Origin of the sequence: Leptothoe spongobia TAU-MAC 1115 (genome assembly GCF_018739885.1) — a bacterium.
Taxonomy (GTDB): Bacteria; Cyanobacteriota; Cyanobacteriia; order Phormidesmidales; family Phormidesmidaceae; genus Leptothoe; species Leptothoe spongobia.
In genome coordinates, this window is sequence record NZ_JADOES010000030.1 from 24,191 (window position 1) to 47,975 (window position 23,785).

The window sequence follows — 23,785 nt, forward strand, 5'->3', positions numbered from 1 at the left end:
GTTAAAAAATAAGCTTATGGTTCTACCTGCTAAAGCATTTATTTAGTGAGGCTTTCAGTTTCAAAACGTGAAGTCATTTTTTAACAGCCCCTTACTCCAATTTCAGTTCATCAGGTAGCTGATGACCATGGGTATAGGCATAGAACTGATTGTTAACGGCCTCAGGATGGGCTTCACGGATAGTATCGTAACGACGGAGGGCCGTCTGGTACAACCCACGGGCCAAACTAAACTTGTTGAAGGTTTTGACTAGCTGATCACCCAGGGTAGAATCCAACGTCCCTACAATCTGTGCCGGTTCCGTAAATTCTAATCGCGATTTGGCTGCTCGATAGTCTCCCCATAGCTCTTCTGCTTTTTGCCAAGCACTATTCCCACTATCTAAAGCGGACTTGGCACTCTCATACTGAGCTGCATGGTCATCATCGCCATACCAGTGCCGTTCTCCCCAGGTTTCATAGGCTGAGCGTGGACCTTGGGTGTAGGCTCCCCTATGGATCCAATGGGCCCGTCGAGCATCGTTCCCCATGTCAGCGCAATCGGTACGTTTATTGGTGACACGGGTTTCAAAGGCATTAATGGCATCCCACTCTAAGCTAACCGCCTGTGCGTCCGTCATTTCACAGGAGTTGGCCGTGGGATCCAGGCTCGGATCCACTGACATCATCTGATCGGACTGGTTATTCTGCTGCACCAGGTCGCGAGCTCTGGTCTGTAATGTCTCTAATTCAGCGATCTCTCCCTCAGTACGTGTCATCTCCTGTCCACGTAGCTCATTGGGTAAATCGGGATATCGTTCTGGATCGCTAATGGCTGTTAGCCGAGTGCGTTGTTGTCTTAACTCAGTGGCAATTTGTGCACCCACTTCCCTAGGGGATGTTTGATTGTCTAATCGGGTGGTCCACCCACGAAGCTTTTGGGCAAGGGCCGTATGACCCGCTTCACCGGTCATATATGGATCGCCTTGTAGTGTGAGGCTATACCGTGGACTAATGCCCAGGGTGCTACGAATTAAATCGAGGCCACTATCGCCTGTTTCAGAGACAAATGCGGTGAGCGCGCGATCAATCCGATCCCAGTCATCTCCTGCGGCTCGGACTTCAGCAGCAAAATCTGCGCCATCACCCGATTCATAAATCAGTGAATGGTGATTCCAATTGCCTCGACGAATCTCTCGCACTAACCGTTCAATCTGGGCTTGGCTAAAGCTAGAGGTGACGGTCCAGCGACGGGACTGCTGATTGGCTAGTTCGTTACTGACAGAATTAAAATGGACGCCTGTGGAACGGGCCAGTTCTTTGTTAACATCTTCGGTTGAACTGCTGTTCACGTTAGAGCTAACAGAATAGGTGCGGTTACTGGCACTTGAATCATCGGTGGCTGTTAACTGATCAGATTCAGAGAACGAGCCTAAAAAGGGCACTGTTACTCCAGAGGATTCAGCCCCAGTTCGCTCTTCTACGGTGCGCTGATCGGCGGCGTAAGTAGTTGTGGTTTCTGAGGTTGTATTTTTGTTGGTAACAGAGGTGCCTGCCAGGCTAAATCCTGATGATTCTTCGGTTTGACTGCCCTCAATATTGGCCTTTAAAGTGTAACCTCGCCCACCAGGGGGAAGTTGACCCTGGCGAGTTAAGTATTGGAAAGCGCTTTGGCCAGCGGCAGTGCTGAGGTCAAAGGTAACAATATAGCCGTTACTATCAGTGGACTGTAGGCCACCTGTCATGGAGACGCCAGGGGCTCCTAAGCTAAGAGCTCCGCCCAGGATACTGCTGTCGAGGACTTTCACACTGACGCGCTGATTGCCTAAACCTGTGACTTCGACGCTGTGGCTGTCACCAACGGTGATGTTGGCACCGACGGTCAACCCCATGGCCTGGGCAGAGGCACCTCCAGTAATCTGGTCACTATCGGTCTGAGAGATCTGGTCACCTGCCTGTAGCTGGCTGGCATCCTCAGGGTCTAGAGATGCCCAAACACCACCATCGTAGAAAGCCTGGGCGGCAGATTGTGTGTCAAATTTTCGCGAGCCGGTTGTGGATTCTTTTCCTCCATAGCTGGCGCTGCCGCCGCGCCCACTGGCGTTGGTGTGACCACCCCCGGCACTAACGGTATATTCCCGCTTCCAGGTAACAATATAGCGACCGTCGGTATCTAATCGAGGCGGTTGCGCAGAGACCAGTATGCCACCCCCAATGTTTATGGAGGTACCGTTGGCGGTGACATTAGCAGTACCGCCACCCCCTTCTAATTCGCCACGGGAATTAAAATCTAGATAGCCAGAACCACCGACACCTCGGGTATCGGTTTGCTCGCCAATTTGGGTGGACTGGGAATATCCCCCCGTGATACCTACCTGGCCATTATTGGGATTGAAAGATGCTCCGGCATTGTAGCCAGAGGAGGTGCTCATGTAGGTATCGTTGTCGATGCCCACGGTGTTTTGCTGTCCCCAGGAATATCCGTAGGACAGGTTACCACTGGCATTGACGCTACCACTATGGGACGAAGTCGGGTCGTTATTATCCCAGCTAGAGGCATATTCCATCCCGGCAGGACAACTTTCATCAACACCGCACTCTCTTTGGATATATGTTGCTTGTGCTGTAGACGTTGCTGGATTTAGTTGAGAAGAATGATTGGCAAAGAGGTTGAACTGCGTGAGGTCAAACTGCGTTGATTGGCTTTGTGCTTGTAAGCTCAGACCTGTGGTTGATTGAGTTGATTGTTCGACTGAGGTAATAAACGGACGAGTTTGTAGGGGACTAGATTTGTGACCCGCATTAGGGCTGTCATGCTTACTATTTGGCGGTGATTTGGCCTGGTGGGATGCAGATGGCCAGGTTGAATCAGTTTGCTTTTGCATTCGGCGTCGAATGGGCACGACAATAATCCTCTAGATGGCCCAGTAGAATCTACTGCGTCCTGAGCAGAGAACGCGGAATCATAATCAATTCCCGATTTTACTTGCGGCCATTTTGCTGCACCACATGGGTTAACTCATGGGCTAATAACTCCTGACCACCTCGGTTGCCTGGACTAAACTCACCTTGCTTAAAGAAAATATCCTGGCCAGTTGTAAAGGCTCGGGACTGTAGCGATGTATTGAGCTGATTGGAACGTTCATCTGTATGCACTCTCACGCCACCAAAATCTGTGCCAAAAGCTCCTTCCATCGAGCCCCGTACATTATCTGAAAGCGGTTGACCTTGGCCCTTTGCTCCAGAAATAGTTGCTTCTACCTGGGGTGCGGCTGCACCGCCGCCTTGTCGCTGAAGATCAGGTTTAGCCTGCAGTTCCTCTTCTTCCTCAGGCATTTCTTGCCGCTGAATAGAATCAGCCAGTGGCTTCGCTTGTAGTTCCTCTTCTTCTGGCATTTCCTGCCGCTGAATAGAATCAGCTAGAGGGTTTTGTTGCAGCGTTTCTTCTTCCTCGGGCATGGCCTCTCGTTGCACCGATTGCTGTTGAGCCTGGGGTGAATTTATCTGCTCGACTACCTGGGCGGCAACGTTGTCTGCCTCCTGCTCATATTTGTCCCCTGGTGCGCCGACGGTTAGCTTGGGCTGCAACCCTAAGTTTTGTATGAGCCCTGTATCAAACCGGTTTGCTTGCTGTGGGTCCAATGCCTTGGCTTGGGCGATAAACGGGCGAGCCTGGACCTGATTAGTAGGGACAAATTCGCTACTATTTTGAGCGGGAGCTTTGGTGCGGAGATAGGAACGGTTACTCATGGTCTGGCAAACTCAGCAACGGCAGTGCGGCAGATAGGTCCTGAAATTTGGCCCTTATATGGTGCCATATATGCATTGAGGACGGTACTGTCAAAAGTTAGTTATGGGTTTGTTTGTGGTGTGAGATCGCACCCCTATCTCATTAAAGAGAAAACATATTTCCAAGTGTCCCAAGTGTCCCAAACAGAGCTTTTGCTTGGCTTTCTAACTTTTCTGAGAATACTTTCATTCGCTCCAGGAGCAGCTTTTTGCTCTGCTGCTCTCGAAGGAGAGATTCATCAGCAACATCTTTAACATCAAGGGTGTTTCCCAGGTTCCCCAAGGACAAGCCGTCACAGCACCATAAACCAAGGGAACCAAGGACATCATGGGCAAACTCAAGATTGACCTTTGCCAGACTTTGGTCATAAACCCCTGGGGTATGTTCTGTTTCTATGTTGATGTAGCGTATCTGTTCTTGTTTAGCTTTCTGATACGAATTACTCAAAAGAGTCACCAGGGTTTTGAAGGGAATACCGGTTTTCTTATGCAGTATTCTAGCCGTTGCCTCGATCAGGAGCTTATTTTCTTTTGTGGAAATTTCAGGTATGAAATTAAACAGCGTAGAGAGGTCGGTATCTTTGTTAAACGGGTTTTTCTGTAGTGCTGGATTTAATCCAGGTTTTCCCCTAAATTGTCGGATGATTGACGCAATCCACAGTCTGTCATAGTCTTTAGGATTCGATGTCCAAATCACTCTGTCTATATTTTTAGAATCTCCAGCCCAGGCTGATTCTATGGCCGAAGACTTGCCCCATCTGTAAATATTAGTGGATTCTTTTTCAGCTCTCTTCTTAAATTTTTTATCACTCTCTTTTGGCTTCTGGGTGATTTTCCTGTTGTTGTGTAATGTAACAACAGGCTTGCTAAAATCATTACTACATTTTTTCAGATCGCCATATAAGCTACATATTGGTCCATAGGAAACCTTGCCTGCACCTGGGGCCGTTGCCGTTGAACCAGAGCAGTGTTCGATAACTTCTTTATCAAATATTTCATTGGGGTCATTTCTCATGACTCCCTTTTTAGGTAAGGATTTAATGACTCTAAGGGGAGATTTGAGATGTCTACCTTTACCTGAGCCAGTACTGCTACTTCCATTCACATCAATCAAGCCGTAGCCACAGCCTTGATTTAATAGGTGAGCCACAATTTTAGAATTTCGTTCATCATTGTGGATGTGGACTAAACAGGCACAATCGTTACTGCCTGGGTAATAGCTATGAATGTCTTTAGCTGCACTAGTTCCTTTTTTAGAGGCTGCTTTTGACTTACCTGTACCTTGTTTACTTTGAATCAGACGATTTTCTTTTAGCTGATTCAGGTTTACTGACTGGTCAACAGTTAGACTGGCGTCTTCTGGTGTTTGAATACCCTGTTCTTGAAGGCGTTCTTCAGCTTCGCAGGCCGCGCATTTTGTCTGTACGATGGGTCCCGTCAGGGCCTTTCTTTGCAGTTTGTTGTCCTTCTTCGGTATTTCCTGGCGTTGGATAGTGAGTTTGGTCTGAATGCCTAGATTTTGTAAAAGGTGTGTATCCAACTGAGGTGCATGGTTAAACCTATGATTACCTAACTGAAGCTCCTCAGGCTTCTTTTGCACTACAAAGGGACGTGCCAGAACTTGATTGCTAGGAACGAAGCTGCTCTTTAGGGCAGAGGCTTTGGTGCGAACACAGGAACAGTTACTCATAGCCAGAAGATGCTTAGCTCAATAAGGCAGAGGCTTAGGGAGTCTAGGCACCCATATTGTGGCATAAGCTACTAAACGACAGTACTCACAAAAGTGATAGATCTAGCCTATAGGTGGTCAAGGAGCTTTACTCAGGTGCTGTTACCTTATGGCGTTTTTCGGCAATGATAGCGCCTGTGCCTGTGTTGCGCATGTCGAAATGCATCATATCCCCATAGGTGCCACCCCAATGTAGTCCGATGCCATCAACCAAAGCCCTTTCAAAATTTGTAAATCCGCCTTGTTTGACTAATGCTGTATAGCTTTTCTTATTCCGTTTTGCTCGCCAAACACCGACAACCCATTTCAGGTCTTCTTTGATGCGTTTGCGAGCTTTGGAGAAATCTTGATCCTTCCAGAATTTCGTACCGGCAGTGCTTGCTGCAGCCAGACGAGCATTTAGCTGTTTGTCATTATCGATATAGGAAAAATAGGTTTCTAAGGTTTTATCAAGCTTGAAAATATTGTTGAGCTTTTCTGCTTTTTGTTCCTCCGTATCTTCTGATTTTGTTTTTTGGTATTTCATTGCTTTCCCATGGACCAACAGAGATGCCCGTGGAAAAACTGCATTGATGGCATCCCGGTCATTCTCAGACTCATTAATAAAAGGATTGGCGGTATAGTCTAGATCAATGGCCAGTCCAAAGAAGTGCATCGATCGAGACGCACTCGTGGCATGTTTTCGTGCGCCTTTTATCGGTTCTAGCTTAGGGGAAAGGCCAAGATTGTCGCCTGCAATTTCGGGACTACCAGTGCCATTGCTGTGGGAAGCGACCAATGTCTTTTCGGCACGTTTTAATTGGTCTGCTAATTCTTTGTGGATGGGTGTAGCTGTATGTCTGCCCAGGAAAGTGGTATGCCTGAAATTAGAAAACCAGGTTTTAGGATCGACTTTAGCCTTAACCAGCACTTTATTAGCAAATTTCTGGTAAGAGGATTGCAGCTTAAAGGTGGTGGGTTTATCAAGTTGAGTCAGGTTAGACAATAATGTCCAACCCTGATACTGCCTTGGCCCGACAAAATCATCAGGCAGTATTTCTTCTACATAGGCATATTCTTTTTCTTTCTTGCCACTTTTTACCGTTGCTGTTTTCAGGATTTTTAGCTGGGTATTGCGTGGAATGGATATTCCATAGGACTTCAGGTCCGGTGGGGGAGATCGCAAAGTACAATCCTTACTTTTTACATAGGCGTACTTGGGTTTTATTAAGGAAACAATGCTATCCAGTGCCCAGTTTGCTGCTTTTCCGACATGGGATGAAATTGTATCAATGCCTTCTGAAATTGTATCGAAGAGGTCAAATCGTTGAATGAGTTCTGAGGATGTAGCCGGGTGAAAATCCGTTTTCTGCTTGTCTTTATTTCCGGACGCTAACGTTGTTAGCTTCGGCTGCAGACTCAAATTTTGGATCAGCCCTGTATCCAATCGACTTGTTTGCTTGGAATCTTTTGTTGATAAAGCCTTTGTCTGAACGACAAACGGGCGCACCTGTAGCTGATTTGCAGGGATAAGCACACGATTACTGTGGATAGGGACCTTGGTACGGCGATAGGAACGATTACTCATGGCCTGGTGAATTCAGTAATGGTAGTTCAGAAAATGTGCTTACTGCTTTTGCGATCGCAAGCGCTGACTTGTCTGTTTACCTCCCTCAGCTTCTCTAATGTCGTTTACCCCGAGTCAGGTTACGTTGCCTAATATGCTTGATCACTTCTGGCTCGTTTGCGCTTACATAGCTACTCAAAATTGGCCGCCACCAAGACGTATCGTCGGGGTGAGAAATAAAGAAATCGACTAAAGACATTAAGTCTTCCACATGCTGACCTGCAAACCCGTAGGACTCTGAAATCCTGCCTTCTTTCTTAGCCCGTTTTTCTTCACGTATTCGATTACGACGGGCCTGTTTAGTGATCTCCTCAGTACTGAGGTGGGGGTTCGTTCTTAACGCCTCTGCAGAATTCGCATTGGATTTTTCATCCCAAGCTTCCTGGGTTTTACTAATAATATGTTTGTCAGCTTCGATCGCCAACTGACGATGTAGCCGATAGAACAAGGATCCTTCGCCCACATCATACTCAGATTGATTGGCTTTCAAATGGGTCATTACTCCAGAGAACATTGAGTCCTCATGGTGGGGAGGATGGTCTTTGCTAATCTCTGAATGGGAAGGGGGAAATGCGTACTGAGCTTCGCCATTCTCAATGCCATAGGCAGATGCCAGGGTATTTGGATCCTTCTTATTTTTAATGTCCTCCAGTTGAGCCGCGATGGCCGTATTACCTCTGGTGTGCTCTATCCCTTCATGGGCAGCCTGGTGAACCAACCAATCTAAACCTCGCTTCTTCGCTTCTTTTGCATCAACACCGGTAATATCTGCAGCTAAATTGAGGATAAATTCATTTTTGCGTCGTTTGATTTCATCCCTTAACTTGCTGATCTGTCCTTTAAACCACTCGACAATACGAGATTTTAGATCCAGTAGTAACGTAATTGGGAATAGGATATTAACCACGGTCTCAAATTCATCAATCCGCTTCATGATGCGCTTGTGCAGCCGCATATAATGCTGAATTGCCGATATTAAACCTGCCGATGATTCACTGGTCTCGTACCCGGTGGGGATAAATCGATTGGTAAGCGGTATGCTCCACCCCGTTAACCAAATATCGTGAACGGGGACTTGAATATGTCGATCTAAGGCTTTGATAATCTCTAAGGTTGCCGCGCCTTCTGCGGTATCTTTATCTTGGGATTTCAACTGTTTTTCAATCTCTTCCCAGGTGGAATTTCCCTCATTTTTCTCAACCAGGTTAAATGCCTCATCGATTTTGCGATCGCTAATTTCCACCAACTTAGGAAGCTTGGGTAGCAGAATCTGACCAACGCTCACCTTTAGATCTTCAGAACCTGCTGTTCCAGTAGTGACGGCCATTCTACCTTTTGGAGTTTTGGCATCATATAGGGTATCCACATAGGCCCCATCCACCTGTTTATTCCCGGTAGATTTTTCCGCTTGGGCCTGCTTAAGGAACTCAGGGGAAAATGCGGCATTGCCTGCTCGAGCTTTGACAGCGCGACCAATTTCTGAATTGAGCGCAACCTCGACAAAATTCGAATGGGCAAAATAATCTTCTACGGCGTGTAATGCCGACCCTAAGCGCATACGCCCAGTGGGTGATTCCCCCGCTGAAACCGATTGCCACAGTTGTTCTTTAGTCCATTCGATAGCATTGTAAATATGTTTACCCAAGCCCGCATCGCTCACCTTATAGAGGTCGGGATTTTCAACCTGGGACCCCGGAAATGCTTTACCCGCAAGCTGTTCATCTCGGTCTATATCATCACTAACTAGCTGACTCGAAACCTGCTGCCTACCCTCTCTCAAGAGACCTGATTCGCTATCTCGAACTAAATGATCGGCAGCAGTGGTGCCCATGGGGTTATCCACATGTTGCTCGGGGGTGTATACCCCAATATTCTCAGAAGTGACCAATTCGTTGGTGATTTTGGTGCCAAAATGTAAGAAAGCCAGTGACCTAATCACAGCCGTGATAATATCTTCTGCCCCTGCGGCTCCAATCTTTGCTCCCTGTGGATCGTTGACGTTTTTAGGCAGTTGTCTAGCCAGTTTGTGGGCTCTGGGCAGATTTAACTGGGAGAAATCCCGCATCCAGTTGCCTGCATACATCTCCATGGTTTCGTCTCGACTGCTTTCTCCCTTGCCAGAGTCGAGTACGGCGCTTTCTTCAATGCCCTGATGCACATGGGCTTCACCCCGCTGAATCAGGCCTACGTTGGCATGGCTAATGTTAGGCAACGGTTGGACTAAAGATTTTGTCTGGAGTTTTTTCTCTAGCCTGGGCTGCAGCGTTAACTGTGGCATCAAACTGGTATCTAGCCGACGTGCTGCTTGGGCTGGCCCAGATTTTGTTTCTGTTACAAATGGACGAACGGTTATATGATTCGTAGGTGCGCCACCACCTTGAACGGTCGTTTTTTTGTGGAGATGGAAACGGTTACTCATAATGGGGTGCCCCCAGAAATGGCTTTTCAGCAAGCGCATTCTGAGATGAGCCCCTATAGGGTGACATGCATGGCCATGGAGCCGTAGTGATCGAAAGTTATAGATTTCTCCCAACTAGGAATATGATTTATCTTTAAGTCTGTTCGATGGCTACCCAGCCCTTGACCTCACTGTCGGTTAAGGGGCGCTCTAGCTTAATATACTCACTTTGGGCAGCCAGTAGAATATGTTTCATTTCTATCGGGGTGTCCTCATCTGCAGCTAAAAAAGCTGCATTTAGGGCGATGTTGCGAATGTTGCCTCCGGCCACGCTGAGCTTAGCCAGGCGGCGATAGTGTAAGTCCTTTGTGGGGGTTTTTGATGGAAAAATACGTTGCCAGATGTCTTCTCTCTGTTTGGCATCGGGAAAGGGGAATTGAATGACAAAGCGAATGCGCCGCAGGAAGGCCTGATCCACTGAGTCTTTTAGGTTGGTGGTGAGGATAGCCAAACCGCGATAGGCTTCGATGCGCTGTAATAGATAGGCAACTTCCATGTTGGCATAGCGATCGTGGGAGTCGCTAACGTCGGAGCGTTTACCAAATAGGGCGTCGGCTTCATCAAAAAGTAAAATAGCGCCACCAGTTTCAGCGGCATCAAACACACGCCGGAGATTCTTTTCGGTCTCACCGATATATTTGCTGACCACCGAGCTAAGGTCAATGCGATAGAGGTCCAGGTGTAGTTCCTTGGCAATAATTTCGGCAGCCATGGTTTTACCGGTGCCACTTTGACCAGCAAATAGGGCACTGATGCCTAGCCCCCGGCGACTCCTGCCAGAAAAGCCCCACTCTTCGTACACTTTGCTACGCTGACGAACATGGGCTGTGAGCGTTTGTAATACTTGTTTTTCTTTTTCTGGCAGGATGAGATCATCCCAGGTGGCGAAGGTTTCGATGCGCTGGGCCAGATCGCCGAGGCGGGGGCGGGCTTGGGAGAGGCAGGTGTCCCAGAGGAGTTTGGGGAGAGTGGGGGAGTGGGGGAGTGGGGGAGTGGGGGAGGGAGAGTGGAGACGCTGGACTTTGGCGCAGGTGGCTTGGATGGTGGGGGCGCTGAGGTTAAAGTAGGAGACAAGACGATCAATATGGCCGTTGAGGTGGACGGCTGTTTCGCCCAGGGTGCTGTGCCATAGCTGACGTTGTTCGTCGGCGGTGGGGGGATAAATGTCGTAGGTTAACAAGGGGCGCTGCTGCTGGGGGCGACGGTCACGGCTGAGGATGAGCAGCGGCTGCCGACAGGTTTCGATCAGTCGATCGACCATCAGGTTGAGCTGGGCGAAGTAGCCGTCTCCAGTAATGGTGCTGGGGATGCGATCGCAATTCAACCCAAGCACGGCCCCGCTCAAAAGCGCCTCCCGTTCGCACAAACACTGCAACAGTTTCATCTGTGACAGTTCCGTTGGCAGTGTTTCGGCAGCAATGATTCGTAGGTCCAGGTTAAGGGAATGGGCGGCGGCAGTTGCGATCTCAAGCTTGGTGGCACTGTCTTCGCCACATAGCTGTACCACTGGCCCAGCTGTGTCCTGTAGGCCTGTTAACATCACCTGTTGAGCCATTTGTTGATGAGATTCTGGCAGGATCAATGATGCTGTTCCAGACGCTGTCATAATTCCTCGGAGACGATCGTCCAGGGACGTCATCCCCATCAGGTAGTGCAGAATGCGTTCATCGATACGGAGGGGGCACTGGGTGAGTTCGGCACCAGGTTGGAGCTCAATCAGTTTCCAATACCGCAGTGGGCTTTCGGGTAAAAGGGCTGACCAGTGGGCCTCTGGCAACAAGGAGAGAGCCAGCCCCAGGGTAGGATGTTGTGCCCCTTGCTGCAGTTGAGCGCAAAGATCTGCCAGGGTACGGCTGAGCTCCATACCGGTACACAACAGCAACAGTGCCCGTTCAAATGTGGACAGTTTAAAGCGACGGCAGAGGGTTTCTATGGCCGCCTCTCCTTCGGGAAAGGTAACCTCTGATGTTCTGGAAAATGTGGCTACATCTGCGGGGGGATCACAGGCTTGGGCTAACTGATGTTGCACCTGACCAATGGCGGCTAAAAGATATTGTTGATTTGCTTCGTGCCAGCTTGCCATTACTATTTTTCTTCGGTAACAGGCTGAATTAACTGTTGCAAAAAGGTGATTGCGTCCTTAGGAGGCATGGTAAGGATTTTGCCCTCGCGGATGATTTCGTACTGGCCTTGGTGGTGGCCATGACCAGCGATCAGGCCTTGTTTGATGGCCTGGTTGCCAAGTTCGTTGAGTTGGGTGATGCTGAGGTTTTCGACATCGGTGTCGAGTTGTTGTTGGATTGGGTCGCTCATGGGTTTGTTGTGGGTGTAGGGGCTATACCTCGTGATATCGAGGGTTAACTCTTGCCTGGTTGGGGACGGATTAAAGGGACTAAATCATCGGTGGTTTCTTCCCACAGCTCCCAACCAATCGGTAATCTAGACGTCAGATGATTGTTGCCAAACCGGAGGGCTTCGGTGAGGGTGGGCCAGGATCTGGCTACTGATAGGGTGGCGCAGAATCTGGGTTCTTGATCTTCCCAGGCGCTGTGGATAAAGCCGAGACCATCAATCTTAATTAAATACATAATTAGATCATTGCTAACAGTGTTAAAGAATTAGGGCCTTGGGACCGATATACCAGTCCTTGGTGGGACTGTCGGGTTCTGTGTCCACTTCTAACTGACTTTCTGCGCTGTCGATCAGGAGTCGGACTAAATACTCTCCTGGTTTAACATCCTGGACGGGTATGGATACCTGGTTGCTGTCACTGTCCCGTTGGGGAATGTCGAACATGTAGGAAGTGGGAGTATCGGTGGCATATTCGTTAAGGGCTAGTACCACTGTTTGTGCGTGACCAACGGTAAGGTTTAGTTGGATCTTGAGGACAGCATCACGGGTGTCGTTGTCGGTTTCTTCGAGGTTCTCCACTGAGACTGACATGACTCGGGGGCGTAATACAAAGGGTGCACCGGCAGATTCGGCTCCGCGACGACCATGGCTGCGGTCGACTTCGGTGAGGGAGTGGGGGTGGATCACCTGTAGACTTTGGACACCGGCCCGCAGGGCATAGTCAGGCAACGTGGATAGATCCAGCTTAATTTCGGTATCTCTTACCTCGGTGGGGAGGACTTCCACACCGCCGATGCGTACCTGGGTAAAGCGATCGCCTTTGAGATGCTTGCCTTTGATTAACAGGGTACTGTCCACCAAAATGGGCTCGTACCGGCCAGCCTGGGCCATAATTTTTTCCACCTGTGGCTGGTTAGGAAAGGGTGATATGCCTCCTGACCGGGCTTCGCGGACGGGCAATGCTCGTTTAAAGGGATCGTCACCTGCGACTAAGACGACTAAGCATTTATAGGCAACGGAGAGTACGTAGGGGGTTTGGAAAAAGACGGACCAGGTTTTGGATAAATCTTCCAAATTTAGATCGAGGGGGAGTAGATTAATGTGTTGTACCTGATTGGCCAGGTTCGAATCTGCTAGAAACGAAAAGGTGCTATCTGTGCAGGCGGCTCGGATCATATCCTGGCTAATCACCCGCTTATCATTGAGGGTGCGCACGGCACTACCCAACAATCGCTGGGGCACCAGCTCGTTATTGTTGCCGTAGAAGCTCAGCATGTAGTACAAATCTAGAGCTGCCTGGCGTTTAACTGGGTTGCCCCGAGACCTGGCCAGGGTGGCATCCATATTGTGAAGGGCCGGGTTGGTGATCACCTGGTACATAAAGATGTTCACACCGGTCTCAGGGGTGCCTTTACCGATTTCACTGGGGCTGACCGTGGTAATCCGAGCCCCTTCAACCTGGGTTTGGACCGTGGCTTGGAGAGTTTTTTGGAGGGTGGCGGTGACAGTTGCGATCGCAAGATGATTACTCATGCAGCTACGAGTCCTAATTTCAGAGCTTTGAGGGCGGCTTGGGTCCGGCTAGACACCTCCATTTTTTCAAAAATACAGCGGAGATAGGCTTTGACCGTACCGACGGTAATGTGCAGGCGCTGGGAAATCATCTCATTGGAGTCTCCCTGCACGAGACAGGACAATACTTCTTGCTCGCGCTCGGTTAAGTGAATGGCCGAAAGACTCTTTAATGAATGACCGGTCTGAAAATGAAACTGCCTGAAAAAGCTAGTGGCAATGTCAGGGGAAATGTAAACTTTGTCCTGCAATACCGTATGAATGGCATCACACAGCTGGCTCGAGAGATCTGACTTTAAAAGATAACCTCGGGCCCCAGCCTGCATAGCCTGAAAGATCCAACGATCTTCTTCATGGCCGGAAAGAACGAGTACTTTACCCGTTTGCTGCAGATGGCGATAGCGAGAGAGGAATTTGACCCCATCACCATTACTGAGCTCAATATCCAGCAAAATCAAGGCAGGATGCTGTTCAGCGGCCAACTTAATGGCCTGATCAACCGAGGCGGCCTGACCGACAACATCATAGTGTTGCCCCTTGGTCACATTACACAAGTCTAACCAAGTTTTCAGGCTTTGACGAAACGTTGAGCAATCGTCAATGAGTAAAACGGAAATGGGTGGGTTGGAAACAGTTGAAGCAGGTGACATAGTCTTGCGAAGGAACAGAGAACAGCGTATTGGAGAGATGCCAGTGGGAAAGAAAGCGGAGGAGGTTGGGTTGAGATACAAAACCCAACGAAAGGGATAGGGGAGACTGTCTCGATATCAGCGGTGGCGAGGCAGTGAAATAGACACCTGGGCCCCACCATGGGGAAGATTCTTTGCCCAAATGTTGCCCCCATGGTCATGGACTATCTTCTTGGCAATGGTCATTCCCAGCCCTTGGCCATCAGGGCGACGAGAATAATATTGCTTAAATATATGGCGGAGGTCTTCTGATGAAAAACCAGGTCCTTGATCCCGGATCTCGATTAGAATCTCAGAATTATAACCGTGCCAACAAAAATCAATAATGCCATTCTCAGGGCTAAAGGCAATGGCATTGCTGATCAGGTTATTAAATACCTGCTGCAATTGCCAGGAGTCCACCTTCAAAAGGTAGCTGGGACGTTCACCCACAAGGGCAATCCGCTTTTTATCTAGCTGAGGCTGTAACTCTTGAATGCTATCTTGAGCGATGGTTTGCAGATCCTGCTGACTAGCCGCTGCAATCACAGATTTACTCGTCAAACGCTGCAATGTTGTCAATAGCTTACGAACCAGGTGCTGAACTGCTTGAGCTTGTTCCCCTTCCCTGGATGTACTTAAGCGGTTACATAGGATATCGGCATAAAGCTCAATGGACGCTAACGGGGTACGCAGCTGATGCCCAATTTGCCGAATCACATCTTCCAACCCAGTGATGCGCTCCTGCATCTGTTGGTGCTCTAGCTGTTGGCGCTCTAGCTGATAAAAGTATCGAGCTTGTTGTTCAATGCAGAACTGTTGCAATGGAGTTAACTCGATTTTAGACCACACTGTTAAATAGTGCGATAAACCATTGCTCCCGTCCGCATACTGACAACAGTAGATATGCCGGTCGCTCAAGGTTTGGTCAAACTGACGGGGATGAAACAGCGATAGCTGTTGTAACCAACGTTTAAAGCTGTGACTGTTGATTAGCTGGCATAGGCTAAGGCCATAATCAGGGGCCGCATGGTGAATAGTGAAATTGGAACTTTCACTGGCTTTGTCAGTCGTTATAGTTGCGATCGCAACCAAAGCAAGCTGTTGTCTTAAACCGTCCACAGCGTTGGCATCACTGATTGAATAATCAACCGTGTATGGTTGACTCGATGGAGACTCCTCTACATCAACAGCCAATTCATTTTTACTATCTTTTACTAAAAGGCTTGTAGTAAACATCATTGAACATTTCCACCACCAACTCTACATAAACGTTTTTAGGCGCGCTTAGAAAACTCCTGACATTCCTGCTTCTAGCCTGTTCATAGTGAAGACTATTCACTAACATCATGCTTCACAGCAGCAACCGCAATTTCCTTGTATTCATATGGTTGACTGTTCTGGTTTAAATCTGTAAAAACCGTGAGATAAAAACGACAACTCTAGCCCCTTACCTTTTCACCATGGTTAGGTGCCAATCTTTTGAGTCACAAGGACTCTACCTAAATTTGATTGGGGACTATCTGTATTTACCTCCTAACTTTCACGTAGTTTTTGATTACGGACGTATGATTTACGCACTTAACTAAGCGCTCCTCGTAATCCCACCGATATCCGGAGTTTTTTACAAAGCGAAATGGGCAACCGTCGGTACACATCCTGGTGAAAGCACTTAAATTGATACAGTTCTCCCGGTTCAAACACACCTATTATTTTTTTCACCGAACTTCAAATTTTAAAGATTCATAACAAGTTTTATGTATAAAAAGCTACCTATAGCAATTGAGCCGTACTACACCATGTCGGATTGATATCTCTGGATTGGCAAGGCATCTTAGGGGTTTGTTTAAGATCCCTAACTTAAGTGCAGTGACAAAGTTGGACATTGATCCTTTATTGAGAACTAGCCCCAAGGCTATTTCCTCAAACCAAGTCCAGGTTAAAACTGGTTGCTTTTCTATGGAAAAACTACAGTTCTGGACATGGACAAGGTTTAAAAGGATCTGCATCATTAAGTCTGCCTCATGATTTCTGTTGCAACTCAGACCCTTGCAGATTTCATCACCAGTGGAATCCCGCTTATTAACAAAGAGCAGATTTTCTTTGACCATCCCAGGGTGGCTCAAGTCAACAAACCAGCTCTAAATTTATATTGTTATCGGGTGCAGGTTAGTGATTGGAATCAGACGCTTCCGACTACGCCATCTGTTCCCTCCAGGGATAATCCTCTATCGCCAACGTTGGGCGTAAGGAAATCTGTCAACGTTGCAGGTGTCTCTCAATGGTTCGATCTCACGTTTCTCGTCAGTGTGACCGACCATACGGCCCTTAGTGAGCAACATCTACTCTCCGAACTGCTTGCTATGCTTTCCAGTTACCAGTTTTTACCTGACGAGTTTTTGACCCCGTTATTACAGGGGCAAGGGGTGCTTCCCATTACCGTTTCTACAGAAGGAGTGATCGATACAGCCCTGCTATGGCAAGTGTTACGGATGCCTCTGCGCCTAGCGCTCCACGTTACCTTAACCGTGCCATTTTATCACCACCTTGGATTTCATCAGACAGGATAGTTGGCTAAGTCCGGGCGAGAACTATAACCCATATCCACCCTGAACTTTCTTCTATAGAAAACCCAGGCCCTGGCCATGGATAAGGTTCAATTCCGCGACAAAGGCCAACCTAGTTGTTCTCAAAAATTGCTGTTGCTAATTTACCCCAATCAGCAACGCTCAAAATCTATTTCAAGACATATGGAGGATGATTACCCATGGCATTGGATTACTTTGCCCCAGGTGTATACGTTGAAGAGGTTGACCGAGGTAGTCGCCCGATAGAAGGTGTCAGCATGAGCGTGGCCGGTTTTGTCGGTTTCACCGAAGACATCCGTGGCGATGCTGAACTGTTTAAACCTATGCTGATTACCAATTGGAGTCAGTATTTAGAATACTTTGCTAAGCCCGGTTCTCCCCATCCCGGATTTACCGAGTTTGATGCCTACCTGCCCTTTGCGATTCAGGGTTGGTTCGATAATGGTGGCGGTCGTTGTTGGGTGGTGAGCATTGGTACCCGCCCCCCAGGCTCTACCGCCCCCTCTGCAGAGGAGACGGCCACTAAGGTATTGACCTCAGGTAAAAAGCCTTCTCTTCGCTTTAACCTCAGACTGCCAGATGGCGATACGGCAGCATTGCCACCGTCGGAAGGGCGTTTGACAGTACGAATTTCCGAAGGTGAGCCTAAACCTTTACCGGAAGATGCCCCCGACGATACCGAACCCCCCTTCAATACAGGTGAGTATTTCACCCTGGAAATTAAGAGCGGTAATGAGGTTGTTGGACGGTATCCGCACTTGACCATGAACCCTGAAGCGGAGACTGCCGTTGCAGACTATGTGGTCACGGCATTGGCAGATTCCGAGTTTCTGGATATTGCCGATATGTCCGTTGCCGGACAACCCCTATCACGCCGCCCTGTGAATGGCTTCTATGAGGTGGCACCCCCTCCCTATGTGGGTCAGGTGGACCGAGTGTCTCGCGATCTCCAGGGTATCCGAGATGATCGAGCCGGCATTGAAGGTCTGTTTGAGATTGATGAGGTGGCGATGATCGCCTGTCCCGATATGTTGCGGGCCTATCAGGAAGGTTGGTTAGACCTGGATCAGATCCATGGTTTGATGGAGCGATTGTTTACCCTGTGTGAAAACTCTTTCCCAGGGCCTGCCTATCGCATGGCCGTGATTGATCCGCCACCAGTTAAAGTAGGCAAAAACAACAACCAGGCGATTTTGCCGGAACAGCAAAAGCCTCAGGACGTGGCCAAGTGGCTCAGTGAGTTCAACCGACGCTCCATGTTTGGTGCAGTGTACTATCCCTGGATCAAGGTGCCCAACCCCCGCAACGGTGGTCGTCCGATTATGGTGCCCCCCAGCGGTCACATGATGGGGATTTGGTGTCGCACCGATGAGTCACGGGGGGTGTTTAAGGCTCCTGCCAATGAGACTCCTCGGGGGGTGTTGGGATTGGCCTATGAAACCAATATGCGCGAGCAAGAGATGTTGAACCCCATGGGCATCAACTGTATTCGCAACTTTGCCAACTACAATCGAGGCTACAAAGTTTGGGGCGCTCGCACCTTGGTGGAACCTGATAATGTGCAGTGGCGTTATATCAGTGTTCGTCGTCTGATTAGCTATATTGAGAAGTCCATTGAAATGGGAACTCAATGGGTCGTGTTCGAACCCAACGATCAAGATCTGTGGGCCAGGGTAACCCGCACGGTGACCACATTCTTAACCCGACTATGGCGGGAAGGTGCTCTGTTTGGCAACTCTCCTAATGATGCATTTTTCGTTAAGTGCGATGGAGAACTGAACACCCACGACACCATGATGTTGGGTCGTCTCTATATTGAGATTGGTGTTTGTCCTGTACGACCAGCGGAATTTGTTATCTTCCGCATTAGTCAATGGGCACCTAATCAGTAGCCTAACTTAATCCTGGTCAGGGGCTAATGTTCCTGACCTAACTTGATAGTTTACGGGAGAAAATTTCGAGGAACGTACAATGTCTGAATTGCAGCCGGTAACCGCCAGCCGATTTTATGTCTCTTTTGATGGCATGACCGATAAATTACTTAAAAGTGTTCAGGAGGTCAGCTTCCAGGGGCAGGTCAAGGGTAATGATAAACCCCTGATGTCCACCAAGGGTGGTAAAACCATGCGACAAGCCACCTCTACTGGATTTGAAGAAAATCCCAATGTCACCATTGAAGTCTACTTAATGCAGGACGACAAAGAATTCTACGATTGGATGCAGAACACAATGCCTTCCAGCTACAGTGGTGCCGGTGCTGGTGGAGGTAAATGGTCAGACAACCGTAAGGATGGCGATATTGTTGCCTACGATCCGGGTGACAACGAAATTATGCGGTGGAATCTGAAAAAAGCTTGGGTTAAAAGCTATAAGGTTTCTGACTTTTCTGCTGATGGCACTGACCTGGCTTATGAGACATTCGAATTGGTGTGTGAAGACATCAAACGTGTGCCGGTGCAGGGATAATCCTAATCTTTTGATTATTTGACAAGAGGTAACATTATGGTTGAAAAAAATTCCTTCAATGATTATGAGGTGCTAACTAACTCCAGATTTTATTTGGAGATTGATGGCATGAATGAACTCATTATCAAAAAAGTGAGTGGTTTGCAAATCACCCTGGAGGCTGCCGGGGATAAAAAGTCCTTTGGGGTAACCAAAAAGGGGAAAAGCCGCATGCAGGCTACTGTCAGCGGTGTTACCAGTGGTTCCATCACCGTGGATTTTGTCGCCACGGCAGAAGATATGTCCATGCATGACTGGTATCGGGCTTCTCATCCAGCCATCGGCCCCATGGAAGGGGGGGTGTCTGAAAATGCTGGAGAACGTAAAACTGCTGCGTTGACAGTATATAACCAAGGGGGTAGTGAGGCAGCGATGTGGCAATTTACCGGTGTTTTTCCAAAGAGTTATAAAACCTCGAAAATGGAACCCGGTAGTACAGAATTGTTTACGGAGACTGTTGAATTTGTGTATGAAACCTGTCATCGCACTCAATAGTTTTACCTGATCGAGGTCTGTCCCATGACTGAAGGTAATAAAGCTCCAGATGATAAGTATGAAGTTCTAGCAGCGTCACGCTTCTATCTGGAGCTTAAACTCAAAGATTCAGATGATCGAATTGATGCTTACTTTATGGAGTGTCAAAGTTTTAAGCGGAAACAGGATGTGATTGAGCACTGTGAGGTCTTTCCTAAGCAACAGTGGGGGAGTAAACCGGCTAAACATGGACGGGTGGTGCGGGCAAAACTTCCTGGTAATACCCAAAGTGAGAATATTACTCTAAAAATGGGTATGACCATCTCACCCACCATGTGGAAATGGTTTAAGGATGTAGAAAGTGGAAACTGGTCTGAACAGCTGCGAGATGGATCCCTTACGATTTACAGCCAACGGGGTGAGATTGAGGCGCTGTTTCACTTTTTTGGTGCTTGGCCTGTGAGTTATAAAATTGGCGATGTCAAAGCTGACAGTAATGACTTTCAAATAGAAGAAGTGGAACTGGCTGTCAATGAATTTATTCGGGTGAATAGTAATGGCCAGCCCTATTAGTTAGGGATTTTATAACACCCATAAGGGCTGTTGGAGAGATGTTGCATGCAACGTCTGTACAGCCAAAAAACGTCTGTACAGCCAAAAGGAGCTTAATTAGTCTGATTCGTAAGTGGTGAGTGGTGATTAGTGAGAGTATCGACCCATGCAAACAGAGTTTGAGTTTACCTTACCCAAAGGTTATCTAGATGAAGAAGGCAATCTTCACCGTAAAGGGATGATGCGTCTATCTACGGCGATGGATGAGATTACGCCGTTACGAGATCCTCGGGTGAAATTAAATCCGGCCTATGCCACAGTGATTATTTTGTCGCGGGTAATTACCAAACTCGGTGCGCTAGATCAGGTATCGCCCTATGTGGTCGAGCGGTTTTTTGCTCGCGATTTGAGCTACCTGCAAGACTTTTATCGGCAGGTGAATGAACTGGAGCCACCTGAGCTCACACAGCCACAGCCACAGCCGCAAGCTGTCTTGGCAGAGTCTTAGAGAGAGTTATTATGACTACACTTACAACCACATTTGAGTTTGTCTTGCCGCGAGGTCTAGTGGATGAGACGGGTCAGGTCCATCGTCAGGGTACGATGCGACTGGCTACGGCCAAGGATGAATTGGTCGCTCAGCAACATCCACAGGTGAGAAAACATCCAGAGTATTTAATGTTGGTGATGCTTTCTCAGGTGATTGGCCAGATCGGCACCCTCAGCCAGGTGTCTCCCTTACAGTTAGAACGGTTATTTACTCAAGATCTAAGCTATCTAAAAGAATTTTATAACCGACTCAACCAACAAGGGCATCCCTATGTGGCGGCCCATTGTTCAGAATGCGATCGCAGCTTCCAAGTCGAGCTAACCCTGGCGGGGGAGTCATTTGCTACCCCTTAGATCAACTGCATGAGGAGGTAGCCTACATCGCCCTAAATTTTCACTGGTCCCTGGAGACCATATTGCAGTTGAGCCATTGCGATCGCAGACGTTGGGTCACCGAAATTCAAAAGGCTAAAGATAGTGAGTAGTTTATTAACTATCCTCGCAACACCAAACTTTTCCCACAGGAGCTACCATGTCCCCCCGACAACATCAAACCTGGAAACAGTTTTTAGGCACAGCGCTGCTGACCAGTTTGGTGGTGACAGCAGGGATGGCGATCTCACGACAGTTTGGCTGGCTAGAATCTAGTGAACTGGGACTCTACGACCAGTTTATCCAAATGAGAACGGCTGCAGGTCAGGACGATCGAATTTTGGTGGTGGGCATTGATGAAAATGATATTCAAAGTCGTCAGGAGTACCCGATTGAAGATGGCACCCTGGCCGATGCCTTACAGATATTAGACGCTTACAATCCCCGTGCCATCGGCGTTGATATTGGCCGGGATGTGCCCCAGGGACCGCCGGAGGGGCGAGAGCGGATGATCGATATAATATCCAACAGCGACAGAATTGCCACCGCCTGTGTACTGAGTTCCCTGGATGAACCGGGGGTGTCTGCAGCCCCCGGCACCGATCCAGATTTGATTGGGTTTGCCGATTTTCCCATCGATCCAGACAACGTAGTGCGGCGCAGCATTTTGATCTCAGCCCCCGGTGAGTTCTCATTAGACCTGGGAGAACCTCACCTGTGTAACGACACTGACCCGGAAAATGAAGTTCTATCCCTGAGTTTACTCCTCAGTTTGATCTATTTAGAAGGCGAGAATATTTTCCCAGAACAAACACTTTGGGGCGATCTACGGCTGGGTGATACGGTATTTATTCCCCTGTTTGAACAAACAGGAGGCTATGCCAGTACAGGGGCAACAGACTATCAGTTGATGCTCAACTACCGTGCCCCCAGCGATGCGGTCCGTCAGGTAACCTTGACCGACGTCCTGGAAGAGACTGTAGATCCAGCCTGGATCGAAGATCGCATTGTGCTGATTGGCTACACCTCTTCCATTGCCAAAGATGTGTTTAGTACTCCCTATTCGGCCACCACCGCCAGTTCTCGCAGTATGCCAGGGGTGGTCATCCATGCCCAGGCCACGAGCCAAATTCTAGGGGCGGTATTAGACAATCGTCCCCTGATCCAAAGCTGGCCAGAATTAGCAGAAATTGCCTGGCTATGGGCCTGGGCATTCCTCGGCAGCGTGGTGGCTTTGCTCCATCGTCGTCTGAGCTTGTTTGTGTTGTTAGTGATCGGACTGCTGGTCACTGTTTGGAGCCTTTGTTTTGGCCTGTTTACCCTGGGACTGTGGCTACCGTTGGTGCCCACGATCGGTAGCCTCGGCTTAGCGGCGGTAGGGACTCGCTTGGTGGATCAGGCTAACCAAAGTGGTTATTCCCAAGCGATTTACGAACAGATTAAAGACCAGTTACAGGGGACTGCCACGGCAGGACCGAATGTGGATTATTTGGAGGCCTTAGTGCGTCGGGCTCGGGCCATTCGTCAGCGTCGTACAGGGGAAGAACTATGGGATGACGAGGCCCTGGTCGAAGTCTCTTCAGACCCGATGCATGCGTCATTTGACTCCCCTGAAATGCAGACGGTGTATGAACAAATTAAAGCCCGTGCCTATGAGGACTGGGAATCGGAGCGGACTGAATTGGAAGCCGATCAGACACAACAAAAGATAGCGCGTCAGGAAAAACGCATTCAGGCATTGATTCATAAAGCAAAGACTGCCCGTAATGGCAATATGCCAACGGCAACAATTTTTGAGGAGGGTCACGATGGATGAGCCGTCCCTAGCCTCATTGGTGACAACCGTAGGGGGAACAGCCGTTGCCGGGTTTGCCCTGACGCTGCAGCCTGAGGCGGATGAGTTGGCCGGTATGGCGGCGCAAGTGTTGGCCGATCCGATTATGTTTCGTAAACTTTGCGATCGCGTCCATGAACTGCTTCAAGCGGATTTGCGCTACCAGCGAGAACGCGCCCAAGGGTATGGGAGGATCCTCTAATGACAACAAACGAAGCCCCAAAATCAACGCCCCAAAATTATGTTACGGCTAATCGATTTTATGTCGAGATGGAAAGTGACGTAAAAGCCTCTTTTAGTGAATGCTCTGGCCTGGATGTTCAGATTGATAAAGATGTTTATTTTGAAGGTGGTGTCAATGAACAACAGCGAATCTTTCTAAAACATGCCAAGTTTGGTGACATTACGCTAAAGCGAGGCATTACTGACGATCTATCCTTTTGGGATTGGATCAATACCTTTCTCGAAGCCAAACCTGCAGAACGAAGAAATATTAATATTCTCACCTTTAATCAGGCCGGTGAAACCATGCAGGTATGGACCCTATTAGCGGCTGTGCCAGTAGCCTGGAAAACACCTTCACTACAAGCCAATTCAACATCAATGGCCATTGAAGAGTTAACCCTCGCCTATGAAGGATTAAAAGTAGCGGCTAAAACAGAAGGTGGCAGCGGCGCATCAGTCTTTGGTGGTCGCAGCGAGAGCGGTTACTACGATGCATCAAAGAGTGGTTAAGGAGGATAAAACCAGCAAATCAGT

General features: G+C 48.5%; 22 protein-coding genes. 11 read left to right on the forward strand and 11 right to left on the reverse strand.

All coding sequences use genetic code 11. The features are described from left to right. Positions 1-91 precede the first annotated feature (91 nt). From IXB50_RS14595 to IXB50_RS14645, 11 genes are all read right to left on the reverse strand, one after another. Positions 92-2,881, reverse strand: coding sequence for a serine-rich family protein (locus IXB50_RS14595; RefSeq protein WP_215609714.1), 2,790 nt, complete (start codon positions 2,879-2,881; stop codon positions 92-94). Positions 2,882-2,960: 79 nt separating this feature from the next. Continuing rightward, entirely contained in the window at positions 2,961-3,728 is a 768-nt protein-coding gene (locus IXB50_RS22175) for an eCIS core domain-containing protein (RefSeq protein WP_246564526.1), read from the reverse strand. Positions 3,729-3,870: 142 nt separating this feature from the next. Continuing rightward, complete coding sequence (locus IXB50_RS14605) at positions 3,871-5,367, reverse strand: hypothetical protein (RefSeq protein ID WP_215609715.1); 1,497 nt, start codon at positions 5,365-5,367, stop codon at positions 3,871-3,873. A 217-nt stretch (positions 5,368-5,584) separates the two neighbouring features. After that, positions 5,585-7,063, reverse strand: a complete 1,479-nt coding sequence (locus IXB50_RS14610) for a hypothetical protein (RefSeq protein ID WP_215609716.1) — start codon at positions 7,061-7,063, stop codon at positions 5,585-5,587. A 94-nt stretch (positions 7,064-7,157) separates the two neighbouring features. Further along, entirely contained in the window at positions 7,158-9,521 is a 2,364-nt protein-coding gene (locus tag IXB50_RS14615; RefSeq protein ID WP_215609717.1) for an HET-C-related protein, read from the reverse strand. A 133-nt stretch (positions 9,522-9,654) separates the two neighbouring features. Then, positions 9,655-11,643 carry an ATP-binding protein gene (locus IXB50_RS14620; RefSeq protein WP_215609718.1) on the reverse strand — a complete coding sequence of 663 codons (1,989 nt, stop codon included), beginning with the start codon at positions 11,641-11,643 and terminating at the stop codon, positions 9,655-9,657. 2 nt (positions 11,644-11,645) lie between these two features. Continuing rightward, positions 11,646-11,873 carry a hypothetical protein gene (locus tag IXB50_RS14625; protein WP_215609719.1) on the reverse strand — a complete coding sequence of 76 codons (228 nt, stop codon included), beginning with the start codon at positions 11,871-11,873 and terminating at the stop codon, positions 11,646-11,648. A 44-nt stretch (positions 11,874-11,917) separates the two neighbouring features. Beyond that, positions 11,918-12,148 carry a hypothetical protein gene (locus IXB50_RS14630; RefSeq protein ID WP_215609720.1) on the reverse strand — a complete coding sequence of 77 codons (231 nt, stop codon included), beginning with the start codon at positions 12,146-12,148 and terminating at the stop codon, positions 11,918-11,920. Between the two features lie 22 nt (positions 12,149-12,170). After that, a complete protein-coding gene (locus IXB50_RS14635; protein ID WP_215609721.1) occupies positions 12,171-13,445 on the reverse strand; it encodes a DUF4255 domain-containing protein in 1,275 nt (424 codons plus the stop codon). Then, positions 13,442-14,134 carry a response regulator gene (locus tag IXB50_RS14640; RefSeq protein WP_215609722.1) on the reverse strand — a complete coding sequence of 231 codons (693 nt, stop codon included), beginning with the start codon at positions 14,132-14,134 and terminating at the stop codon, positions 13,442-13,444. Before IXB50_RS14640 ends, IXB50_RS14635 begins: the two co-directional genes overlap by 4 nt. 117 nt (positions 14,135-14,251) lie before the next feature. After that, positions 14,252-15,394, reverse strand: coding sequence for a sensor histidine kinase (locus IXB50_RS14645; RefSeq protein WP_215609723.1), 1,143 nt, complete (start codon positions 15,392-15,394; stop codon positions 14,252-14,254). A 782-nt stretch (positions 15,395-16,176) separates the two neighbouring features. On the opposite strand from IXB50_RS14645, the gene IXB50_RS14650 reads away from it, so the two are divergent. The 11 genes from IXB50_RS14650 (at position 16,177) to IXB50_RS14695 (ending at position 23,761) form a co-directional block, all read left to right on the forward strand. Further along, a complete protein-coding gene (locus IXB50_RS14650) occupies positions 16,177-16,722 on the forward strand; it encodes a Pvc16 family protein (protein ID WP_215609724.1) in 546 nt (181 codons plus the stop codon). A gap of 197 nt (positions 16,723-16,919) precedes the next feature. Continuing rightward, the gene (locus IXB50_RS14655) at positions 16,920-18,632 is read left to right on the forward strand and encodes a phage tail sheath family protein (RefSeq protein ID WP_215609725.1); all 1,713 of its coding nucleotides are present in this window, start codon (positions 16,920-16,922) and stop codon (positions 18,630-18,632) included. Between the two features lie 79 nt (positions 18,633-18,711). Then, positions 18,712-19,206, forward strand: a complete 495-nt coding sequence (locus IXB50_RS14660; protein WP_215609726.1) for a phage tail protein — start codon at positions 18,712-18,714, stop codon at positions 19,204-19,206. A gap of 36 nt (positions 19,207-19,242) precedes the next feature. Then, complete coding sequence (locus IXB50_RS14665; RefSeq protein WP_215609727.1) at positions 19,243-19,740, forward strand: phage tail protein; 498 nt, start codon at positions 19,243-19,245, stop codon at positions 19,738-19,740. Between the two features lie 24 nt (positions 19,741-19,764). Then, positions 19,765-20,292 (forward strand): phage tail protein, encoded by a 528-nt coding sequence (locus IXB50_RS14670; protein ID WP_215609728.1) that lies wholly within the window; start codon positions 19,765-19,767, stop codon positions 20,290-20,292. Positions 20,293-20,437: 145 nt separating this feature from the next. Further along, complete coding sequence (locus tag IXB50_RS14675; RefSeq protein ID WP_215609729.1) at positions 20,438-20,779, forward strand: hypothetical protein; 342 nt, start codon at positions 20,438-20,440, stop codon at positions 20,777-20,779. A gap of 11 nt (positions 20,780-20,790) precedes the next feature. Beyond that, entirely contained in the window at positions 20,791-21,174 is a 384-nt protein-coding gene (locus tag IXB50_RS14680; RefSeq protein WP_215609730.1) for a phage tail assembly protein, read from the forward strand. Continuing rightward, on the forward strand, positions 21,114-21,305 hold the full coding sequence (locus IXB50_RS22835) for a DUF6760 family protein (protein WP_407658808.1): 192 nt from the start codon (positions 21,114-21,116) through the stop codon (positions 21,303-21,305). The genes IXB50_RS14680 and IXB50_RS22835 overlap by 61 nt, the downstream gene beginning before the upstream one ends. A gap of 47 nt (positions 21,306-21,352) precedes the next feature. Next, a complete protein-coding gene (locus IXB50_RS14685; protein WP_215609731.1) occupies positions 21,353-23,008 on the forward strand; it encodes a CHASE2 domain-containing protein in 1,656 nt (551 codons plus the stop codon). Continuing rightward, positions 23,001-23,228 (forward strand): hypothetical protein, encoded by a 228-nt coding sequence (locus IXB50_RS14690; protein ID WP_215609732.1) that lies wholly within the window; start codon positions 23,001-23,003, stop codon positions 23,226-23,228. Before IXB50_RS14685 ends, IXB50_RS14690 begins: the two co-directional genes overlap by 8 nt. Continuing rightward, a complete protein-coding gene (locus tag IXB50_RS14695) occupies positions 23,228-23,761 on the forward strand; it encodes a phage tail protein (RefSeq protein WP_215609733.1) in 534 nt (177 codons plus the stop codon). Before IXB50_RS14690 ends, IXB50_RS14695 begins: the two co-directional genes overlap by 1 nt. Positions 23,762-23,785 lie beyond the last annotated feature (24 nt).